The sequence below is a fragment of the Kribbella sp. NPDC050470 genome (assembly GCF_044458365.1).
Lineage (GTDB): Bacteria > Actinomycetota > Actinomycetes > Propionibacteriales > Kribbellaceae > Kribbella.
The window spans coordinates 64,520-79,815 of record NZ_JBITHV010000021.1; the positions used below are offsets into that span (position 1 = coordinate 64,520).

General features: G+C 69.3%; 14 protein-coding genes. 8 read left to right on the forward strand and 6 right to left on the reverse strand.

The window, feature by feature from the left end; all coding sequences use genetic code 11:
• Nucleotides 1–5: 5 nt before the first annotated feature.
• Nucleotides 6–563, forward strand: coding sequence for a YqgE/AlgH family protein (locus ACIBGM_RS43370; RefSeq protein ID WP_360538767.1), 558 nt, complete (start codon nt 6–8; stop codon nt 561–563).
• Between the two features lie 6 nt (nt 564–569).
• On the opposite strand, the gene ACIBGM_RS43375 is transcribed toward ACIBGM_RS43370, so the two are convergent.
• Nucleotides 570–842: a DUF3039 domain-containing protein gene (locus ACIBGM_RS43375; protein WP_360538764.1), complete on the reverse strand. Its 273-nt coding sequence runs from the start codon at nt 840–842 to the stop codon at nt 570–572.
• A 138-nt stretch (nt 843–980) separates the two neighbouring features.
• On the opposite strand from ACIBGM_RS43375, the gene ACIBGM_RS43380 reads away from it, so the two are divergent.
• Together ACIBGM_RS43380 and ACIBGM_RS43385 are read left to right on the forward strand one after the other, a co-directional pair.
• The gene (locus tag ACIBGM_RS43380; protein WP_396388882.1) at nt 981–2,789 is read left to right on the forward strand and encodes a DEAD/DEAH box helicase; all 1,809 of its coding nucleotides are present in this window, start codon (nt 981–983) and stop codon (nt 2,787–2,789) included.
• A gap of 180 nt (nt 2,790–2,969) precedes the next feature.
• Complete coding sequence (locus ACIBGM_RS43385; protein ID WP_396388883.1) at nt 2,970–6,329, forward strand: CARDB domain-containing protein; 3,360 nt, start codon at nt 2,970–2,972, stop codon at nt 6,327–6,329.
• Nucleotides 6,330–6,437: 108 nt separating this feature from the next.
• Here the strand turns inward: ACIBGM_RS43385 and ACIBGM_RS43390 are convergent, their stop codons facing one another.
• Nucleotides 6,438–7,280, reverse strand: a complete 843-nt coding sequence (locus ACIBGM_RS43390) for a helix-turn-helix transcriptional regulator (RefSeq protein ID WP_396388884.1) — start codon at nt 7,278–7,280, stop codon at nt 6,438–6,440.
• A 101-nt stretch (nt 7,281–7,381) separates the two neighbouring features.
• On the opposite strand from ACIBGM_RS43390, the gene ACIBGM_RS43395 reads away from it, so the two are divergent.
• Entirely contained in the window at nt 7,382–8,107 is a 726-nt protein-coding gene (locus ACIBGM_RS43395) for an SDR family oxidoreductase (RefSeq protein WP_396388885.1), read from the forward strand.
• A 75-nt stretch (nt 8,108–8,182) separates the two neighbouring features.
• On the opposite strand, the gene ACIBGM_RS43400 is transcribed toward ACIBGM_RS43395, so the two are convergent.
• Nucleotides 8,183–8,731 carry an NUDIX hydrolase family protein gene (locus ACIBGM_RS43400; RefSeq protein WP_360528842.1) on the reverse strand — a complete coding sequence of 183 codons (549 nt, stop codon included), beginning with the start codon at nt 8,729–8,731 and terminating at the stop codon, nt 8,183–8,185.
• A gap of 63 nt (nt 8,732–8,794) precedes the next feature.
• The gene (locus tag ACIBGM_RS43405) at nt 8,795–9,439 is read right to left on the reverse strand and encodes an AraC family transcriptional regulator (protein WP_360528845.1); all 645 of its coding nucleotides are present in this window, start codon (nt 9,437–9,439) and stop codon (nt 8,795–8,797) included.
• A gap of 118 nt (nt 9,440–9,557) precedes the next feature.
• Between ACIBGM_RS43405 and ACIBGM_RS43410 the strand changes: the two genes are divergently transcribed.
• Both ACIBGM_RS43410 and ACIBGM_RS43415 read left to right on the forward strand, forming a co-directional pair.
• Nucleotides 9,558–10,319 (forward strand): phytanoyl-CoA dioxygenase family protein, encoded by a 762-nt coding sequence (locus ACIBGM_RS43410; RefSeq protein ID WP_396388886.1) that lies wholly within the window; start codon nt 9,558–9,560, stop codon nt 10,317–10,319.
• Nucleotides 10,320–10,350: 31 nt separating this feature from the next.
• Complete coding sequence (locus ACIBGM_RS43415) at nt 10,351–11,583, forward strand: MFS transporter (RefSeq protein WP_396388887.1); 1,233 nt, start codon at nt 10,351–10,353, stop codon at nt 11,581–11,583.
• On the opposite strand, the gene ACIBGM_RS43420 is transcribed toward ACIBGM_RS43415, so the two are convergent.
• The gene (locus ACIBGM_RS43420) at nt 11,580–12,383 is read right to left on the reverse strand and encodes a hypothetical protein (protein ID WP_396388888.1); all 804 of its coding nucleotides are present in this window, start codon (nt 12,381–12,383) and stop codon (nt 11,580–11,582) included. The genes ACIBGM_RS43415 and ACIBGM_RS43420 overlap by 4 nt on opposite strands.
• A 55-nt stretch (nt 12,384–12,438) precedes the next feature.
• Here ACIBGM_RS43420 and ACIBGM_RS43425 point away from each other — a divergent pair, with 55 nt between their 5' ends.
• Nucleotides 12,439–13,083, forward strand: coding sequence for a helix-turn-helix domain-containing protein (locus ACIBGM_RS43425; protein WP_360528857.1), 645 nt, complete (start codon nt 12,439–12,441; stop codon nt 13,081–13,083).
• 16 nt (nt 13,084–13,099) lie between these two features.
• Here ACIBGM_RS43425 and ACIBGM_RS43430 read toward each other — a convergent pair whose 3' ends face one another.
• Nucleotides 13,100–13,636 carry an Lrp/AsnC family transcriptional regulator gene (locus ACIBGM_RS43430; protein WP_360528860.1) on the reverse strand — a complete coding sequence of 179 codons (537 nt, stop codon included), beginning with the start codon at nt 13,634–13,636 and terminating at the stop codon, nt 13,100–13,102.
• A gap of 150 nt (nt 13,637–13,786) precedes the next feature.
• Here ACIBGM_RS43430 and hppD point away from each other — a divergent pair, with 150 nt between their 5' ends.
• Nucleotides 13,787–14,989 carry a 4-hydroxyphenylpyruvate dioxygenase gene (gene hppD / locus ACIBGM_RS43435; RefSeq protein WP_396388889.1) on the forward strand — a complete coding sequence of 401 codons (1,203 nt, stop codon included), beginning with the start codon at nt 13,787–13,789 and terminating at the stop codon, nt 14,987–14,989.
• The last annotated feature ends 307 nt before the right edge of the window (nt 14,990–15,296 follow it).

Consider the following 15,296-nt stretch of genomic DNA (forward strand, 5'->3'; position numbering starts at 1 on the left):
GGAGCATGACGGCCTCGACCCTGACCGGTTCGCTGCTGGTGGCGACTCCGCTACTCGACGAGCCGCCCTTCCGCCGCTCGGTGATCTTGCTGCTGGACCACGACGACGACGGGGCTCTGGGGGTGGTGGTGAACCGCGCTGCCGACCTGGCCGTCGAGCGCGTGCTGCCGAACTGGTCGACCACGGTCAACGAGCCCGGGGTGCTGTTCATGGGCGGCCCGGTCGGCACGGACAGTGCCCTTGCGGTCGCAGAGGTGATCGAGTCGGCCGATCCGCCCGGGTGGCGGGAGTGCTTCGGCCGGATCGGGCTGATCGACCTCGACGTACCGCCGGCGCTGCTGGAGGGCGCGATCCAGCGGATGCGGATCTTCGCCGGGTACGCCGGCTGGTCCAGCGGGCAGCTCGAGGGCGAGATCACCGAGGGCGCCTGGTACGTCGTCGAGTCCGAGCCCGACGACGTGTTCAGCCTGCACCCGGACAAGCTCTGGCGCCGCGTCCTGCGCCGCCAGAACGACCAGATGGCCTACCTGGCGACGTACCCGGACGATCCGACCCTGAACTGAGCGGGTCTACTCGTCGCCGCCCTGGTCGTCGTCACCCGGGTTGAGCGAGTCCCAGATCTCCTTGCACTCCGGGCAGACCGGGAACCGCTGCGGGTCCCGGCTGGGCACCCAGACCTTGCCGCAGAGCGCGACCACCGGCGTGCCCATGACCATCGCCTCGGTCAGCTTGTCCTTCGGCACGTAGTGCGAGAACCGCTCGTGATCGCCAGGCTCCTGCAGCGACGGCTGCGTGCGCTCGTCGACGACCGTCTCGGCGCCGGGGGTCAACTGAGTACTCATGCCCCCGAGTGTAGGCCGCCTCACCAGCGGATCCGGAACTTTCTCCACAGACCGGCCGTACCCCGACATGCCGGTCAGCAGTTGTCCCCGACGTCAGGTAACGTTCCTGCACGGCCGACAGTCGACTAACGGGGGAGTATGCCGTCCGTGGATTCGCACGCGCCCGCCACACCAGCCGTGCTTCCTCCGGCCTACCCGGACCGCGCCGCGTGGGGTACCGCGAGCAAACTGCGCGCCTGGCAGGCGGAGGCACTCAAGCTCTATCTCGACGACAACCCGCGGGACTTCCTCGCGGTGGCGACACCGGGAGCCGGCAAGACCACGTTCGCGCTCACCGTGGCCGCCGAGCTGCTGCACCGGCGGCAGATCGAGCGGGTCACCGTGGTGACGCCGACCGAGCACCTCAAGGTCCAGTGGGCCGAGGCGGCCGACCGGGCCGGGATCGCGATCGACCCGGCGTTCGCCGGCCGGCGCGGGAAGACCAACAAGGACTTCCAGGGCGTCGCGGTCACCTACGCCGGCGTCGCGGTGAACCCGCTGGCCTTCCGGGTCCGGACCGAGCGGTTCAAGACGCTGGTGATCCTGGACGAGGTGCACCACGGCGGCGACGCGCTGAGCTGGGGTGACGGCGTCCGGGAGGCGTTCGAGCCCGCGACCCGCCGGCTCTGCCTGACCGGTACGCCGTTCCGCAGCGACGACAACCCGATCCCGTTCGTCACGTACGAGGAGGGGCCGGGTGGCGTCGCCCGGAGCAAGGCGGACTACACCTACGGGTACGGTCACGCTCTGCGCGACCACGTCGTACGCCCGGTGATCTTCATGTCGTACTCGGGTGAGATGCGCTGGCGGACGAAGGCCGGCGACGAGGTGGCGGCGCGGCTGGGCGAGCCGCTGACCAAGGACCTGACGGCGCAGGCGCTGCGTACGGCGCTCGACCCGGCCGGCGAGTGGATGCCGGCCGTGCTGGCGGCCGCCGACAAGCGGCTGACCGAGGTGCGCCGGCACATGCCGGATGCCGGCGCGTTGGTCATCTCCGGTGACCAGAACACGGCCCGAGCGTACGCGAAGACGCTGCGCGAGCTGACCGGCGAGGCGCCGACCGTCGTGCTGTCCGACGAGAAGGCGGCCAGCAAGAAGATCGCGAAGTTCTCCGAGAGCGACTCGCGGTGGATGGTCGCGGTCCGGATGGTGTCGGAGGGTGTCGACGTGCCGCGGCTGGCGGTCGGGGTGTACGCGACGCCGACGTCGACGCCGCTGTTCTTCGCGCAGGCGGTCGGGCGGTTCGTGCGGGCCCGGAAGCGGGGTGAGACGGCCTCGGTGTTCGTGCCGTCGGTGACCCGGCTGCTGAGCTTCGCCGCCGAGATGGAGGTCGAGCGCGACCACGTGCTCGGCCGGAAGAATTCCAACGAGGACGGCGACATCTTCGCCCTCGAGGACGACCTGATCAAGCAGGCGAACCAGGCCGAGGGCGCCAGCGACGAGCTGGAGGCGAAGTTCGAGGCGCTCGGGTCGGACGCGAGCTTCGACCGGGTCGTGTTCGACGGCGGTGACTACGGAACCGGCGGCGACATGGCGTCGGACGAGGAGCTCGACTTCCTCGGGCTGCCGGGCCTGCTGGAGCCGGATCAGGTGCGGGAGCTGCTGAAGAAGCGGCAGGCGAAGTCGATCGCGGCGCAGAAACGGTCCCAGCGTGGTTCCTCGGAGCCGGCGGGCCGCGAGGACCCGACGCCGACCGAGCTGGCCACGCACGAGCAGATCGCGCTGCTCCGCCGCGAGCTGAACGGCCTGGTCGCCGCCTGGCACCACCGGACCGGCCAGCCGCACGGCGTCATCCACAACGACCTTCGCCGCAAGTTGGGCGGGCCCGCGGCCGCCCACGCCTCCTCGATCCAGCTCAAGGAGCGCATCGAGCTGATCCGCGACTGGGCTGCTCAGCGGCGCGCCTGAAGTTCCTGCTCACCACCCCGCCCCGGAGATTCGGGGCGGGGTGGTTTTGCGTGCGCGAGGTCTTGACGAGGTGTGAGCTGGGCTGCAAGCTTCGGTTACCGCCCCGCAAGAAATTAGCAAGACAATGAAAACTCTTGAGGGTCGGCGTCCGCCCCCGCCCACCTGACGGAGGACAACTTCATGGAGTGGAAGAGATCTGCCGGCTGGCGACTGCTGGTCGGCTTGCTCATGGCTGCGCTCGTCGGCGCGGCCCTTGTCCCGGGATCGGCGACGGCAGCCGTCACCGCCAACCTCGGCAAGACACTGTCGGCCTCCAGTTCGCTCGGGGAGTATCCGAGCAGCAACGCCGCCGACGGCAGCCAGAACACGTACTGGGAGAGCAGCAACAACGCGCTCCCGCAGTGGATCCAGGCCGACCTCGGCACGACGCAGGACGTCAACCAGGTGACCTTGAAGCTCCCCGCGTCCTGGGGCGCCCGGACACAGACCATCACCGTCCAGGCCGGCACGAACGGCTCGTCGTTCAGCACGCTCGTCGGCAGTACGGCGTACGCCTTCAACCCCGCCGTGAACAACACGGTCACGATCGACTTCACCACCACGTCCGCCCGCTACCTCCGGCTGGTCGTCACGGCGAACACCGGCTGGCCGGCCGCTCAACTGTCGGAGTTCGACCTTGCCGGACCTGGTGGCGGGCCGGTCGAGCCTCCGGTCGGCACCAACCTCGCGACCGGCAAGCCGATCGAGGCGTCGTCGTCGGTCTTCGAGTTCGTCGCCACGAACGCGAACGACACCAGCGTCAACACCTACTGGGAGTCCAACGGCTTCCCCTCGACGCTGACCGTCAAGCTGGGCGCGAACGCCGACCTCAGCTCGATCGTGGTGAAACTCAACCCCGACCCGATCTGGGGACCGCGGACGCAGAGCATCCAGGTGCTCGGCCGGGAGCAGTCGGCCACGACCTTCACCTCGCTCGTCGCCCGGACCGACTACCAGTTCAGCCCGTCCGGCAACCAGAATTCGATCACGATCCCGGTCAGCGGGCGCTACGCGGACGTCCGCCTGCAGTTCTTCGGCAACACCGGCGCCCCCGGCGGGCAGGTCGCCGACTTCCAGATCTTCGGTACGGCGGCGCCGAACCCGGACCTCGTGGTCACGAACGTCACCTGGAGCCCGGCCGAACCGACCGAGTCCACTCCGATCACCCTGTCGGCCACCGTCCGGAACTCCGGTGTCGCGGCCGCGCCCGCGAGCAGCCTCAACTTCCTGGTCGACGGCTCGGTCGCCGGCACCGCCGCGGTCGGCGCCCTTGCCGCCGGGGCCACCGCCACCGTCACGGCCGGCGCCGGAACCGGTGCCCAAGGCAACCACACGGTCGCCGCGGTCGCCGACCCGGCGAACGCCGTCGTCGAGCAGGACGAAACCAACAACACCTTCCAGTCGCCCACCCCGTTGACCGTCGGCCAGGCGCCCGGCCCGGACCTCCAGGTCACCGGGATCACCACCAACCCGGCCAACCCCGCGCCCGGATCACAGGTCTCCTTCACGGTCGCGGTCAACAACCGCGGTACGGCGGCCTCGGCAGCAAGCGTCACCCGCCTCACCGTGGGCAGCACCACGCTGAACACGAACACGGCCTCGATCGCGGCCGGCGCGACCAGCAACGTCGCGATGACCGGCACCTGGACGGCGACCAACGGCGGCGCCACCGTGACCGGGATCGCCGACGCGACCAACACCGTTGCCGAGACCAACGAAACCAACAACACGCTGAGCCGGTCGATCGTGGTCGGACGCGGCGCCGCCGTGCCGTACACGTCGTACGAGGCGGAAGCGGCCGCGCACAACGGCACGCTGCTCGTCTCGGACGCGAAGCGGACCTTCGGCCACACCAACTTCGCCACCGAGTCGTCCGGCCGCCAGTCGGTCCGGCTGAACTCGACCGGCCAGTTCGTCGAGTTCACCTCGACGGTGCCGACCAACTCGATCGTGGTCCGCAACTCGATCCCCGACTCGGCCAACGGGCAGGGGCTCGAGGCGACCATCAGCCTGTACGTCGACGGCGTCTTCAAGCAGAAGCTCACCCTGTCGTCGCGGCACAGCTGGCTCTACGGCAACAGTGACGGACCGGAGTCGCTGACCAACACCCCGGGCGGAGACGCGCGCCGGCTCTTCGACGAGTCGCACGCGCTGCTCGGCACGTCGTACCCGGCCGGGACGAAGTTCAAGTTGCAACGCGACTCCGGCGACGGCGCGTCGTTCTACATCATCGACATGATCGACCTGGAGCAGGTCGCCCCGCCGCTGACCCAACCGGCCGGCTGCACGTCGATCACGCAGTATGGCGCCGTGCCGAACGACGGGATCGACGACGCTGACGCGATCCAGCGGGCCGTCACCGACGACCAGAACGGCGTAATCGGCTGCGTCTGGATCCCGGCCGGCCAGTGGCGGCAGGAGAAGAAGATCCTCACCGACGACCCGCTCAACCGGGGCCAGTACAACCAGGTCGGGATCAGCAACACCACGATCCGCGGCGCGGGGATGTGGTACTCGCAGCTGTACTCGACCATCGAGCCGCAGAACGCCGGCGGCATCAACCACCCGCACGAGGGGAATTTCGGCTTCGACATCGACAAGAACGTGCAGCTGTCGGACATCGCGATCTTCGGCTCCGGCCGGATCCGCGGCGGCGACGGGAACGCCGAGGGCGGCGTCGCGCTGAACGGCCGGTTCGGCACCGGGACGAAGATCAGCAACGTCTGGATCGAGCACGCCAACGTCGGCGCCTGGGTCGGCCGCGACTACGACAACATCCCCGAGCTGTGGGGACCGGGCGACGGGCTGGAGTTCAGCGGGATGCGGATCCGCGACACCTACGCCGACGGCATCAACTTCGCCAACGGCACCCGCAACTCGAAGGTGTTCGACTCGTCCTTCCGGACCACCGGCGACGACGCGCTGGCGGTGTGGGCGAGCAAGTTCGTCAAGGACCAGTCGGTCGACATCGGCCACGACAACGCGTTCACCAACAACACCATCCAGCTGCCGTGGCGCGCCAACGGCGTCGCGATCTACGGCGGGTACGGCAACAAGATCGAGAACAACCTGATCTACGACACGATGAACTACCCCGGCATCATGCTGGCGACCGACCACGACCCGCTGCCGTTCTCCGGTACGACGCTGATCGCCAACAACGCGCTGTACCGGTGCGGTGGGGTGTTCTGGGGCGAGGCGCAGGAGTTCGGCGCCATCACCCTGTTCCCGGCGAACCTGCCGATCACCGGGGTGACCATCCGCGACACCGAGATCCACGACTCGACGTACGACGGGATCCAGTTCAAGACCGGTGGCGGTGAGATGCCGAACGTCCAGCTCACCAACCTGCGGATCGACACGTCGAACAACGGGTCCGGCATCCTCGCGATGGGCGGCGCCCGCGGCAACGCCGTCCTGAGCAGCGTCACCGTCACGAACTCCCGCGACGGCGACATCGTCAAGGAACCCGGCTCGACCTTCACCTTCACCGGGCAGTAGCCCCTCCCGGTGACCCCCGAGCCTCCGCACGCCCCTGGCGTGCGGAGGCTCAGCCTTGGTTAGGTCGTGTCTGGCACGACCTACTCCGGGCGGTAGACCGCTCGGTTGTCAAGTCCGGGACATGGTCTGGGTGCCGATGACGGCGAGCAGCCGGAGTGCCTCGTCGGAGGGTGAGCCCGGCTCTGCGGTGTAGAGGATGACGCGCTGGTCGCGCTCGGGGACGACCAGGACCTCGCAGACCACGTCGATCCGGCCGACCTCGGGGTGGAAGATCGTCTGGCACATGCTGTGCTGCCGGGACACATCGTGGAACGACCAGATCTTCGCGAACTCCTCGCTGCCCGCCAGCAGGTCCGCGACGAGCCCGGCGATGCCGGGATCGTTCGGGTAGCGGCCGGTCGCCCCGCGCAGATCCGCCGCGGTCGCGAACGCGAAGTCGTGGGTCGCTGTCTCGCCGAACCGCTCCGCCTGCTTGTCGCCGTGCAGGAACCGCAGCCGGAGCAGGTTGCGCTCCTTGACCGGCAGCGCCGAGAAGTCCGTGATCAGCGCGGCGGACAACGGGTTCCAGGCGAGGACGTCGTACTTCGCGTCGAGGACCAGGGCCGGTACGTCGAGACGCGCCACCATCCGGAGGACGCCGACCCGGACGTCGGTCGGCGGGCCTGGCGGCGGACCGGGTTGCTCACCGGCCAGGCGGAACAGGTGGTCGCGCTCGTCGTCGTTCAGTCGCAGCGCCCGGGCGAGGCCGGTGAGCACCGGTCTGGACGGGCGTGGACCGCGGCCTTGCTCGAGCCGGGTGTAGTAGTCGGTGGACATCGTGGCCAGGCTGGCGACCTCCTCGCGGCGCAGTCCGGGGGTGCGCCGGCGCAGGCCCACGGGCAGGCCGACATCGGCGGGCTTCAGCGCCTCCCGCCGTAGCCGTAAGAACTCTGCGAGCTGTCCCCGGTCCATGGACCAAGGATTCCAGGCGCCGCAAACCGTAAACAGGGACTGCCGATCCCAGGTTCGGCCCACTCTGCCTGAGTCCGTTCGGCGGCCGCAGATTGGACCGCATGGACACGAAGATCGCGCTCGTCACGGGCGCCAACAAAGGCATCGGCAAGGAGATCGCGCGGCAGCTCGGGGCGGCTGGGTTCACCGTGCTGGCAGGGTCCCGCGACCTCGCCCGGGGAGCGGCGGCAGCGAAGGAGCTGGTTGCCGAGGGCTACGAAGTGGAGGCGGTGCAGCTGGACGTGACGGACGAGGCGTCAGTGCGGGCCGCGGCTGGCCGGATCGAGGCGGAGTACGGGCGGCTGGACGTGCTGGTGAACAACGCGGCGATCATCCCGCGTGGCGACGACGCGGTGTCCCGCATCGAGGGCGACGTACTGCGGGAGGCGTTCGAGGTGAACGTGTTCGGGCTGGTCGGGGTGACGCAGGCGATGCTGCCGTTGCTGCGGAAGGCGGAGCAGGCCCGGGTGGTCAACATGTCGACTTCGCTGGCGTCGTTCGAGGTGGTCGGCGATCCGGAGTCGCCGTTGTCGACGATGCTGATGCTGGGGTACAACGCGTCCAAGGCGGCGGTGAACATGGTGACCGTGATGCTGGCCAACGAGCTGCGCGGGAGCGGCATCCTGGTGAACGCGGCCGACCCCGGCAACTGCGCGACGGACATGGGCGGCTGGGACGCGCCGCGGACGCCGGAGCAGGGTGCGGCCGTCGCGGTCCGGCTGGCGACGCTGGACGCGGGCGGGCCGACCGGTGAGGTGCAGGCCGAGGAGGGGCGGTTGCCGTGGTGAGCGACCTCCCCGGCGGACGTCAGACCAGAGCGCCGGACGTCATCAGGGCGCCGGACGTCTTCAGGGCGCCCGTAGTCAGACCAGAGCGCCGGACCAGGCGAGGGCTTGTTTGAGGAGCTGGCCGCGGCCGCCTTCGAGGTCGCCCAGCAGGCTCGGCTCGAGGGCTTCCTTCGGGGTCAGCCACGTGAGCTCGAGGGCGTCCTGGCGCGGGTTGCACTCGCCGGTCACCGGGACGACGTAGACGAGGGCGACGGCGTGCTGGCGGGGGTCGTGCAGCGGGCTGATCCCGGGCAGCGGGAAGTACTCCGCGACCGTGAACGGCACCGGGCTGACCGGCAGCCGGGGAAACGCCGCCGGGCCGAGGTCCTTCTCGATGTTGCGCAGCAGCGCGTCGCGGATCGACTCGCCGTGCAGCACGCGCCCTGACACCAGCGTCCGGGTGATCTGTCCGGCGGTCGTGGCCGACCCGCGCAGCAGTACGCCGACATGCTCGATCTGCCCGTTGGCGTCGACACGCGCCGGGACGGCCTCGACGTACAGGATCGGAACCCGGGTGCGGGTCTCCTCGAGCGCGAACTCGGAGAGCCAGCCGGGGTTCGGGTCAGGGGTGCGAAGGGAACTCATGGTGACCATCTTTGCCCACCACCCCACCCCCTGCCCGCCCAGTCCCATTCCCGCGCGTCGCCGCTACGGGCGGAAGGTTGCTCGGTAGCTGGAGGGGCTGAGGCCGAAGGTGGAGCGGAAGCGGCGGGTGGCGTGGCTCGGGTCGTGCCAGCCGACCATCGCCCCGATGGCGGCGATCGGCAACTCGGTCTCGATCAGCAGGCCGGCAGCGCGCTCGGCCCGGAGGCGGTTAAGGTACGCCATCGGTGAGATGCCTGCGGTCCGCCCGAACAGCCGGACCAGGTACCCCGGTGCGAGGTTCACCAGACCGGCCAGCCGGTCCAGCGTCCACGGCTCGTCGATGCTTGCCTCCAGCAATCGCATCGCGTGCTGCACCGCGGGATGGGCCGGCTCAGGCGACTCGCCGCCGCGGACGAGCGCGCCGGACAGCAACCCGAACACGTCCGGACCAAGGTACGCGTTGCGGAGCACGAGCCCGTCGCAGTCGGTGTACCCGTGCCACTCACCCGGCCGGAGCACCACGACCGAGTCCGGTTCGAGCGTGACCTCGCCGGCCGCCGAGAGGTGGATGCCGCGGCCGGCGATCACGACCGCGATCTCGAAGAACGCGTGGCTGTGCGGTGCGACGTCGGCGACCAGTTCGAGGCGTTCACCGGCGACCGGGAGGCGCTGGTCCGCGAAGACCTCACTGCTGAGGACCTTGTGCATTGCCGACCTCCGGAGGTCAGGATCAGTCAAGTTCTGGTCAACTGCTGCCTGTCCTCACCGTCGTGCGTGCCCGAGGCTGGAAGCACCAACCAGGCAACGGATTCCGAGGAGCCGACCGATGACCACCACCGACCCTACGACAGCCGCGCAGCTGGATGAAGAGACCATTTCGGCCTACCGCCGCGACGGCGTCGTCCGGATCCGGAACATCATCAGCGCCGACGAGGCGGCCCGGTTCCGGGACGCGGCCGCGGCGGCGAGCGGGATCGCTGCCGACAACGCGAGCGAGTCGCCGATCTTCAACCAGTACGTCAACATCTGGCGGCAGGACGACGTACTGAAGGAGCTCACCCTGGACCCGCGGCTCGCCGCCGCGGCGACGGCGCTGGCCGGGGTTCCGCTGCGGCTGTGGCACGACCAGTTGCTGATCAAGCCGCCGCACAACGGCGCGGCCACCGAGTTCCACCAGGACGCGCCGTACTGGCCGCACGGTGGCTCGCGGCACTCACTGTCCGTGTGGGTGGCGCTGGTCGACGTACCGGTGGAGCGCGGGTGCATGACGTTCATCCCGGGCTCGCACGACCACCAAGACCTGCGCCGGCAGGACTTGTCCGACCGCGACGACATGTTCCGGGCTGCGCCGGATCTGCGCTGGGAGGAGCGGCTCACGATCCCGCTGCGGGCCGGTGACTGCACCTTCCACAACGCCTATCTGGCGCACTCCGCGACGCCGAACCTGACCGACGACCCGCGGATCGCGCACGTGGCGATCTACGTCGACGCCGAGGCGACGTACACGGGCGCCCGGCACGTCGTCACCGACGGGCTCGGCCTGACCGTGGGCGAGCCGCTCGAGCACGAGCTGTTCCCTCGGTTCTGAGTATTTTCACGCCGTGACATAAGTTGTCAGGGTGCGTCTGCTCACTGACATCCGGCCGTTGAAGGAGTCGCCGGACTTCCGCCGGCTTTGGGTCGGGTCGACGGTGTCCCAGCTCGGCCAGCAGATGACCGCGGTGACGGTGTCGATCCAGGTCTACGCGTTGTCGCACTCGACGTTCGCGGTCGGGCTGGTCGGGCTGTGCTCACTCGTCCCGCTGATCGTGTTCGGGTTGTACGGCGGGGCGATGGCCGACGCGATCGACCGTCGTACTCTCGCACTCGTCTCGTCGGCCGGACTGTGGCTGCTCTCGATGGTCCTGGTGTTGCAGTCCCAGCTGCACTGGAACCAGACCTGGGTCCTGTACGCCGTCGTGGCCTGCCAGTCGGCGTGCTTCGCGGTGAACAACCCGGCGCGGTCGGCGATCATCCCGCGGCTGATCCGGCCCGAGCTGCTGCCGGCCGCGAACACGCTCAGCCAGGCCGCGTTCAACCTGGGCTTCACCGCCGGACCGTTGCTCGGTGCGGCGGTGATCGCCTGGCAGGGGTTCGCGGCGGCGTACCTGATCGACGTGCTGACCTTCACCGCGGCGCTGTACGCGTTGTTCCGGCTGCCGTCGGTGCCGCCGACCGGTGAGGTGCGCCGGGCCGGCCTGCGGTCGGTGCTCGAGGGATTCACCTTCCTGCGGGCGGCACCGGCACTGCTCGCGACGTTTCTGGCCGACATCCTGGCGATGGTGTTCGCGCAACCCCGGGCGCTGTTCCCGGCGGTCGCGGGCGCGTTCTTCGGCGGGGGAGTCCGCACGGTCGGCCTGCTGCAGGCGGCGCCGGCGATCGGGGCGCTGATCGGCGTCGTATTCTCCGGCTGGGTGACCCGGGTACGGCGCCAAGGCGTGGCGATCGTGGTCGCCATCACGGTCTACGCCGCCGCGGTCGGACTCTTCGGGCTGTACCGCACGATCTGGCTCGGGGTCGCGCTGCTCGCACTGTCGGGGGCGGCCGACATGGTCAGCTCGGCGTACCGGAACACCGTCCTGCAGTCGGCCGCGCCGGACGCGATGCGCGGGCGGCTCCAGGGCGTCTTCATCGTCGTGGTCGCCGGCGGCCCGCGCCTGGGCGACTTCGTCGCGGGCACGGCGGCGTCGCTCACCACCCCGACCATCGCCCTCCTCGGCGGCGCCGCCGTCTGCATCGCCGGACTGTTGCTGCTCCTCGCCCGCAACCGCCCGTTCCGGGTCTACGACTCCAGGACGCGGGAGCTGAACTAGCCGCCGGTCACCAGCTTCTTGACGACCGTCGGCCAGGAGTCGACGTCCGGGTTGATCTGCTCCATCGGCTTGTCGTCGACGGTGACCACCTTGCGGTCGCCGAGCGGCTTCTTCAGCTTGTAGGAGGTCAGCGAGACGTTGTCGGTCTCCGGGCAGGGCTGGTTCGCGTCGATCAGGACCACGACCTTGTCCTCCTCCTCGGTGATCCGCAGGTCGGAGGCGCACTCCATAACGGTCCCGATCAGCAGGTCGGCCTCGTCGTACTTGGGCGGGTTCTGGATCCAGCGCAGGTACGTCGGCTTCTTCTTGTGCACCACCTGGTACGCCGGGACCGGTTGCGCGCTGTCCTTGGTCGTCGAACCGGTGCCGTCGCCGAAGAAGGTGCCGTAGATCATCCCGATGCACGGGTCCTCGGCGGCCTCGCCGTGCAGTGCGCCCCATGCGGTGGCCGCCTGGTAGCAGGCGTTCGACTCGCGGTTCAGCTGGATGTTGAAGCCGAGCAGTGCGAGCGCGGCGACGACCAGGAAGCCGGCCAGCATCCGGCGCGACTTGATCTGCTGCGGCCCGAGCACCCCGGCCGGCCGCTGGGCCTGCTCCTGATTCTGCGCTTGATTCTGGGCCTGATTCCGGGCCTGATCCTGCCCTGGATTCTGGGCCGGCTGGGCGTCCTCGGGGAACTGCCGGAACAGGCCCAGGATCGAGCTGGTCCACTGCGGATTGATCAGCGTCGGGATCGCGTACAGCAGGATCAGCCCGATCATCACGGCGATGGCGGGGAGGAGCGCCCAGTAATTTCGCACGGCAGCAAGATACGGGGCCATCGGGCCGTGCCCGAAAAACGGATACGCTTCGGAGGTGCCCGCAGAGACGTCCCAGACCCTCGACCGGGGACTCACCGTCCTCGAGTTGCTGGCGGACGCCCCGGACGGCCTCTCGATCACCGAGCTGGCCGCCGCCCTGGGCGTCAGCCGCACGGTGGTCTATCGGTTGGTGAACACGCTGGAGCTGCATCGGCTGGTCCGGCGTGACAGTGAAGGCCGGGCCCGGCTCGGTCTCGCGGTCCTGCACTACAGCCGGCGCGTTCAGCCCACGCTCCGTGACGCTGCGTTGCCGGTCCTGCGCTCGTTGGCGGAAGACACCGGTGCGACGGCGCACCTGACCGTCGCGGATGGTGACGAAGCGCTCGCCATCGCGGTGATCGAGCCGAGCTGGACCGACTTCCACGTCTCCTACCGGATGGGGTCGCGGCACGCGCTCGACCAGGGCGCCGCGGGGAAGGCGATCCTGGCCGGCCGCCGCAAACCCGACCCGGCCGGCCGGCCGTTCGTCGTCACCTCGGGCGAGCTCCAGGCCGGCGCGCAAGGCGTGTCGTCCCCGGTCCTCGGCGTACCTGGGGTCGAAGCCTCGATCGGCGTGGTCGTCCTCGGCAAGCTCGACCGCGACTTCGTCGGCCCCCGAGTTGCCCGGGCCGCGATCGAGGTCGCCAAGCGACTCGCTTAGGCGGACCCCCACCCCATCACAATCGCTCCTCGAGCGGTGCCGCAGGCGGGGAGTCCGCTCGCCGGCCCGCATTGTGATGGCCTGGGCGTTCGGCAACCGCCTCGACCAGGGGCAGGACTCGGTGCGGGATCTGCTCGGCCAGCGCGATCACCGTCGAGGCTCGCTGGATGCCGCGGACGATGACGACCTGGTCGATGACGCGCTGGAGGTCGGCGTTGGAGCGGGCCACGATCCGGCACCAGAGATCCTCGGCGCCGGTGATCGTGTGGACCTCGAGGACCTCCGGGATCCGGGCCAGCGCCTCGGCGACCGCGGTGTGGCCGGAGCCCTGCTCGATCTGGAGAGTGGCGAACGCGGTCACCGGGTAGCCGATCGCGGTGGTGTCGATGTCCGGCCCCCAACCGCGGACCACGCCGTCACGTTGCAACCGGTCCAGCCGCGCCTGCACCGTGCCACGCGCGACCCCGAGCCGCCGCGACGCCTCCAGCACGCCGACCCGCGGCTCGGCCGCGAACAACGCCAGGATGCGGGCGTCCAGCGCGTCCACCGACATAACTTGCCTCCATCAATGGTCACCCTGACCAAATAGTCCAGCAACATCTGCACGATACTGCACAACCTGCCCAGTCAAACAGGGATGTGTTGCGCAACCTGTCCCGCCGCAGCAGGCTCATCGGCACGAACCCGAACCGGGAGGACCACGATGACCAGCACCGACCTCACCCCCGCAGAGCTCGACGCCGATCTCGACCTCGACCAGTTGAAGCAACTCGTCGGCCTGGTGCCGTACGACGAGAGCACCGACCCGTTCCCCGTGCACGCGATGGACGCCGTGGTGTTCGTGGTCGGCAACGCCACCCAGACCGCGAAGTACTACCAGCTCGCGTTCGGGATGGACCTGGTCGCGTACTCCGGCCCGGAGACCGGCAACCGGGACAGCAAGGCGTACGTGCTCAAGGCTGGCTCGGCCCGCTTCGTCATCACCGGCGGGGTCAGCCCGAAGAGCCCGCTGCTCGACCACCACCGCCGGCACGGCGACGGCGTGGCCGACCTCGCGCTCGAGGTCCCGGACGTGGACAAGTGCATCGAGCACGCCCGCCGGCAGGGCGCCGTCGTACTCGAGGAGCCGAACGACGTCACCGACGAGCACGGCACCATCCGCCGGGCCGCGATCGCCGCGTACGGCGACACCCGGCACACGCTGATCGACCGGAGCAAGTACTCCGGCCCGTACCTGCCCGGGTTCGTGGCCGCCAGCACCCAGGTGACTCGGCCGGAGGGGCACCCGAAGCGGCTGTTCCAGGCCGTCGACCACGTGGTCGGGAACGTCGAGCTCGGCAAGATGGACGAGTGGGTCGGGTTCTACAACAAGGTGATGGGCTTCGTGAACATGGCGGAGTTCATCGGCGACGACATCGCCACCGACTACTCCGCGCTGATGAGCAAGGTGGTGGCCAACGGCAACCATCGGGTCAAGTTCCCGCTGAACGAGCCGGCCATCGCGAAGAAGAAGTCGCAGATCGACGAGTTCCTGGAGTTCTACGACGGCGCCGGCGCCCAGCACATCGCGCTCGCCACCAACGACATCCTGCGCACCGTCGACATCATGCGGTCCAACGGCGTCGAGTTCCTCAACACGCCGGACTCGTACTACGACGACCCGGAGCTGCGAGCCCGGATCGGCAAGGTCCGGGTGCCGATCGAGGACCTGAAGAGCCGCGGCATCCTGGTCGACCGGGACGAGGACGGCTACCTGCTGCAGATCTTCACCAAGCCGATCGGCGACCGGCCGACGGTGTTCTACGAACTGATCGAGCGGCACGGCTCGCTGGGCTTCGGCAAGGGCAACTTCAAGGCCCTCTTCGAAGCCATCGAACGCGAACAAGAACGCCGCGGCAACCTCTGACCCCCGACCCGTTTCAGCGGATATCCCCGTGTGTTGTGGGTTCTCCCCTCGTCGGCAAGGGGAGAACCCACACGCGCGGGGGATATCCCCTGGTGCGCGATGGGCGGTTAAGCGGTTGCCTGTTGCTGGGTGCAACTTATTACGGCGTGTCGCCGTCCGATTACCGGAATGACTGTCAAGGCAGGGGCCGTTCGGCTAGTGTGCCCGGTGAGTGTGCGTCGGGACGGTTATGGTGCTAGGCATACATTAGCTTAGCAGGGGGAGTCCCAGCCATGACGCAGTTCCAGCAGCACCCGGCCGAGCCGCA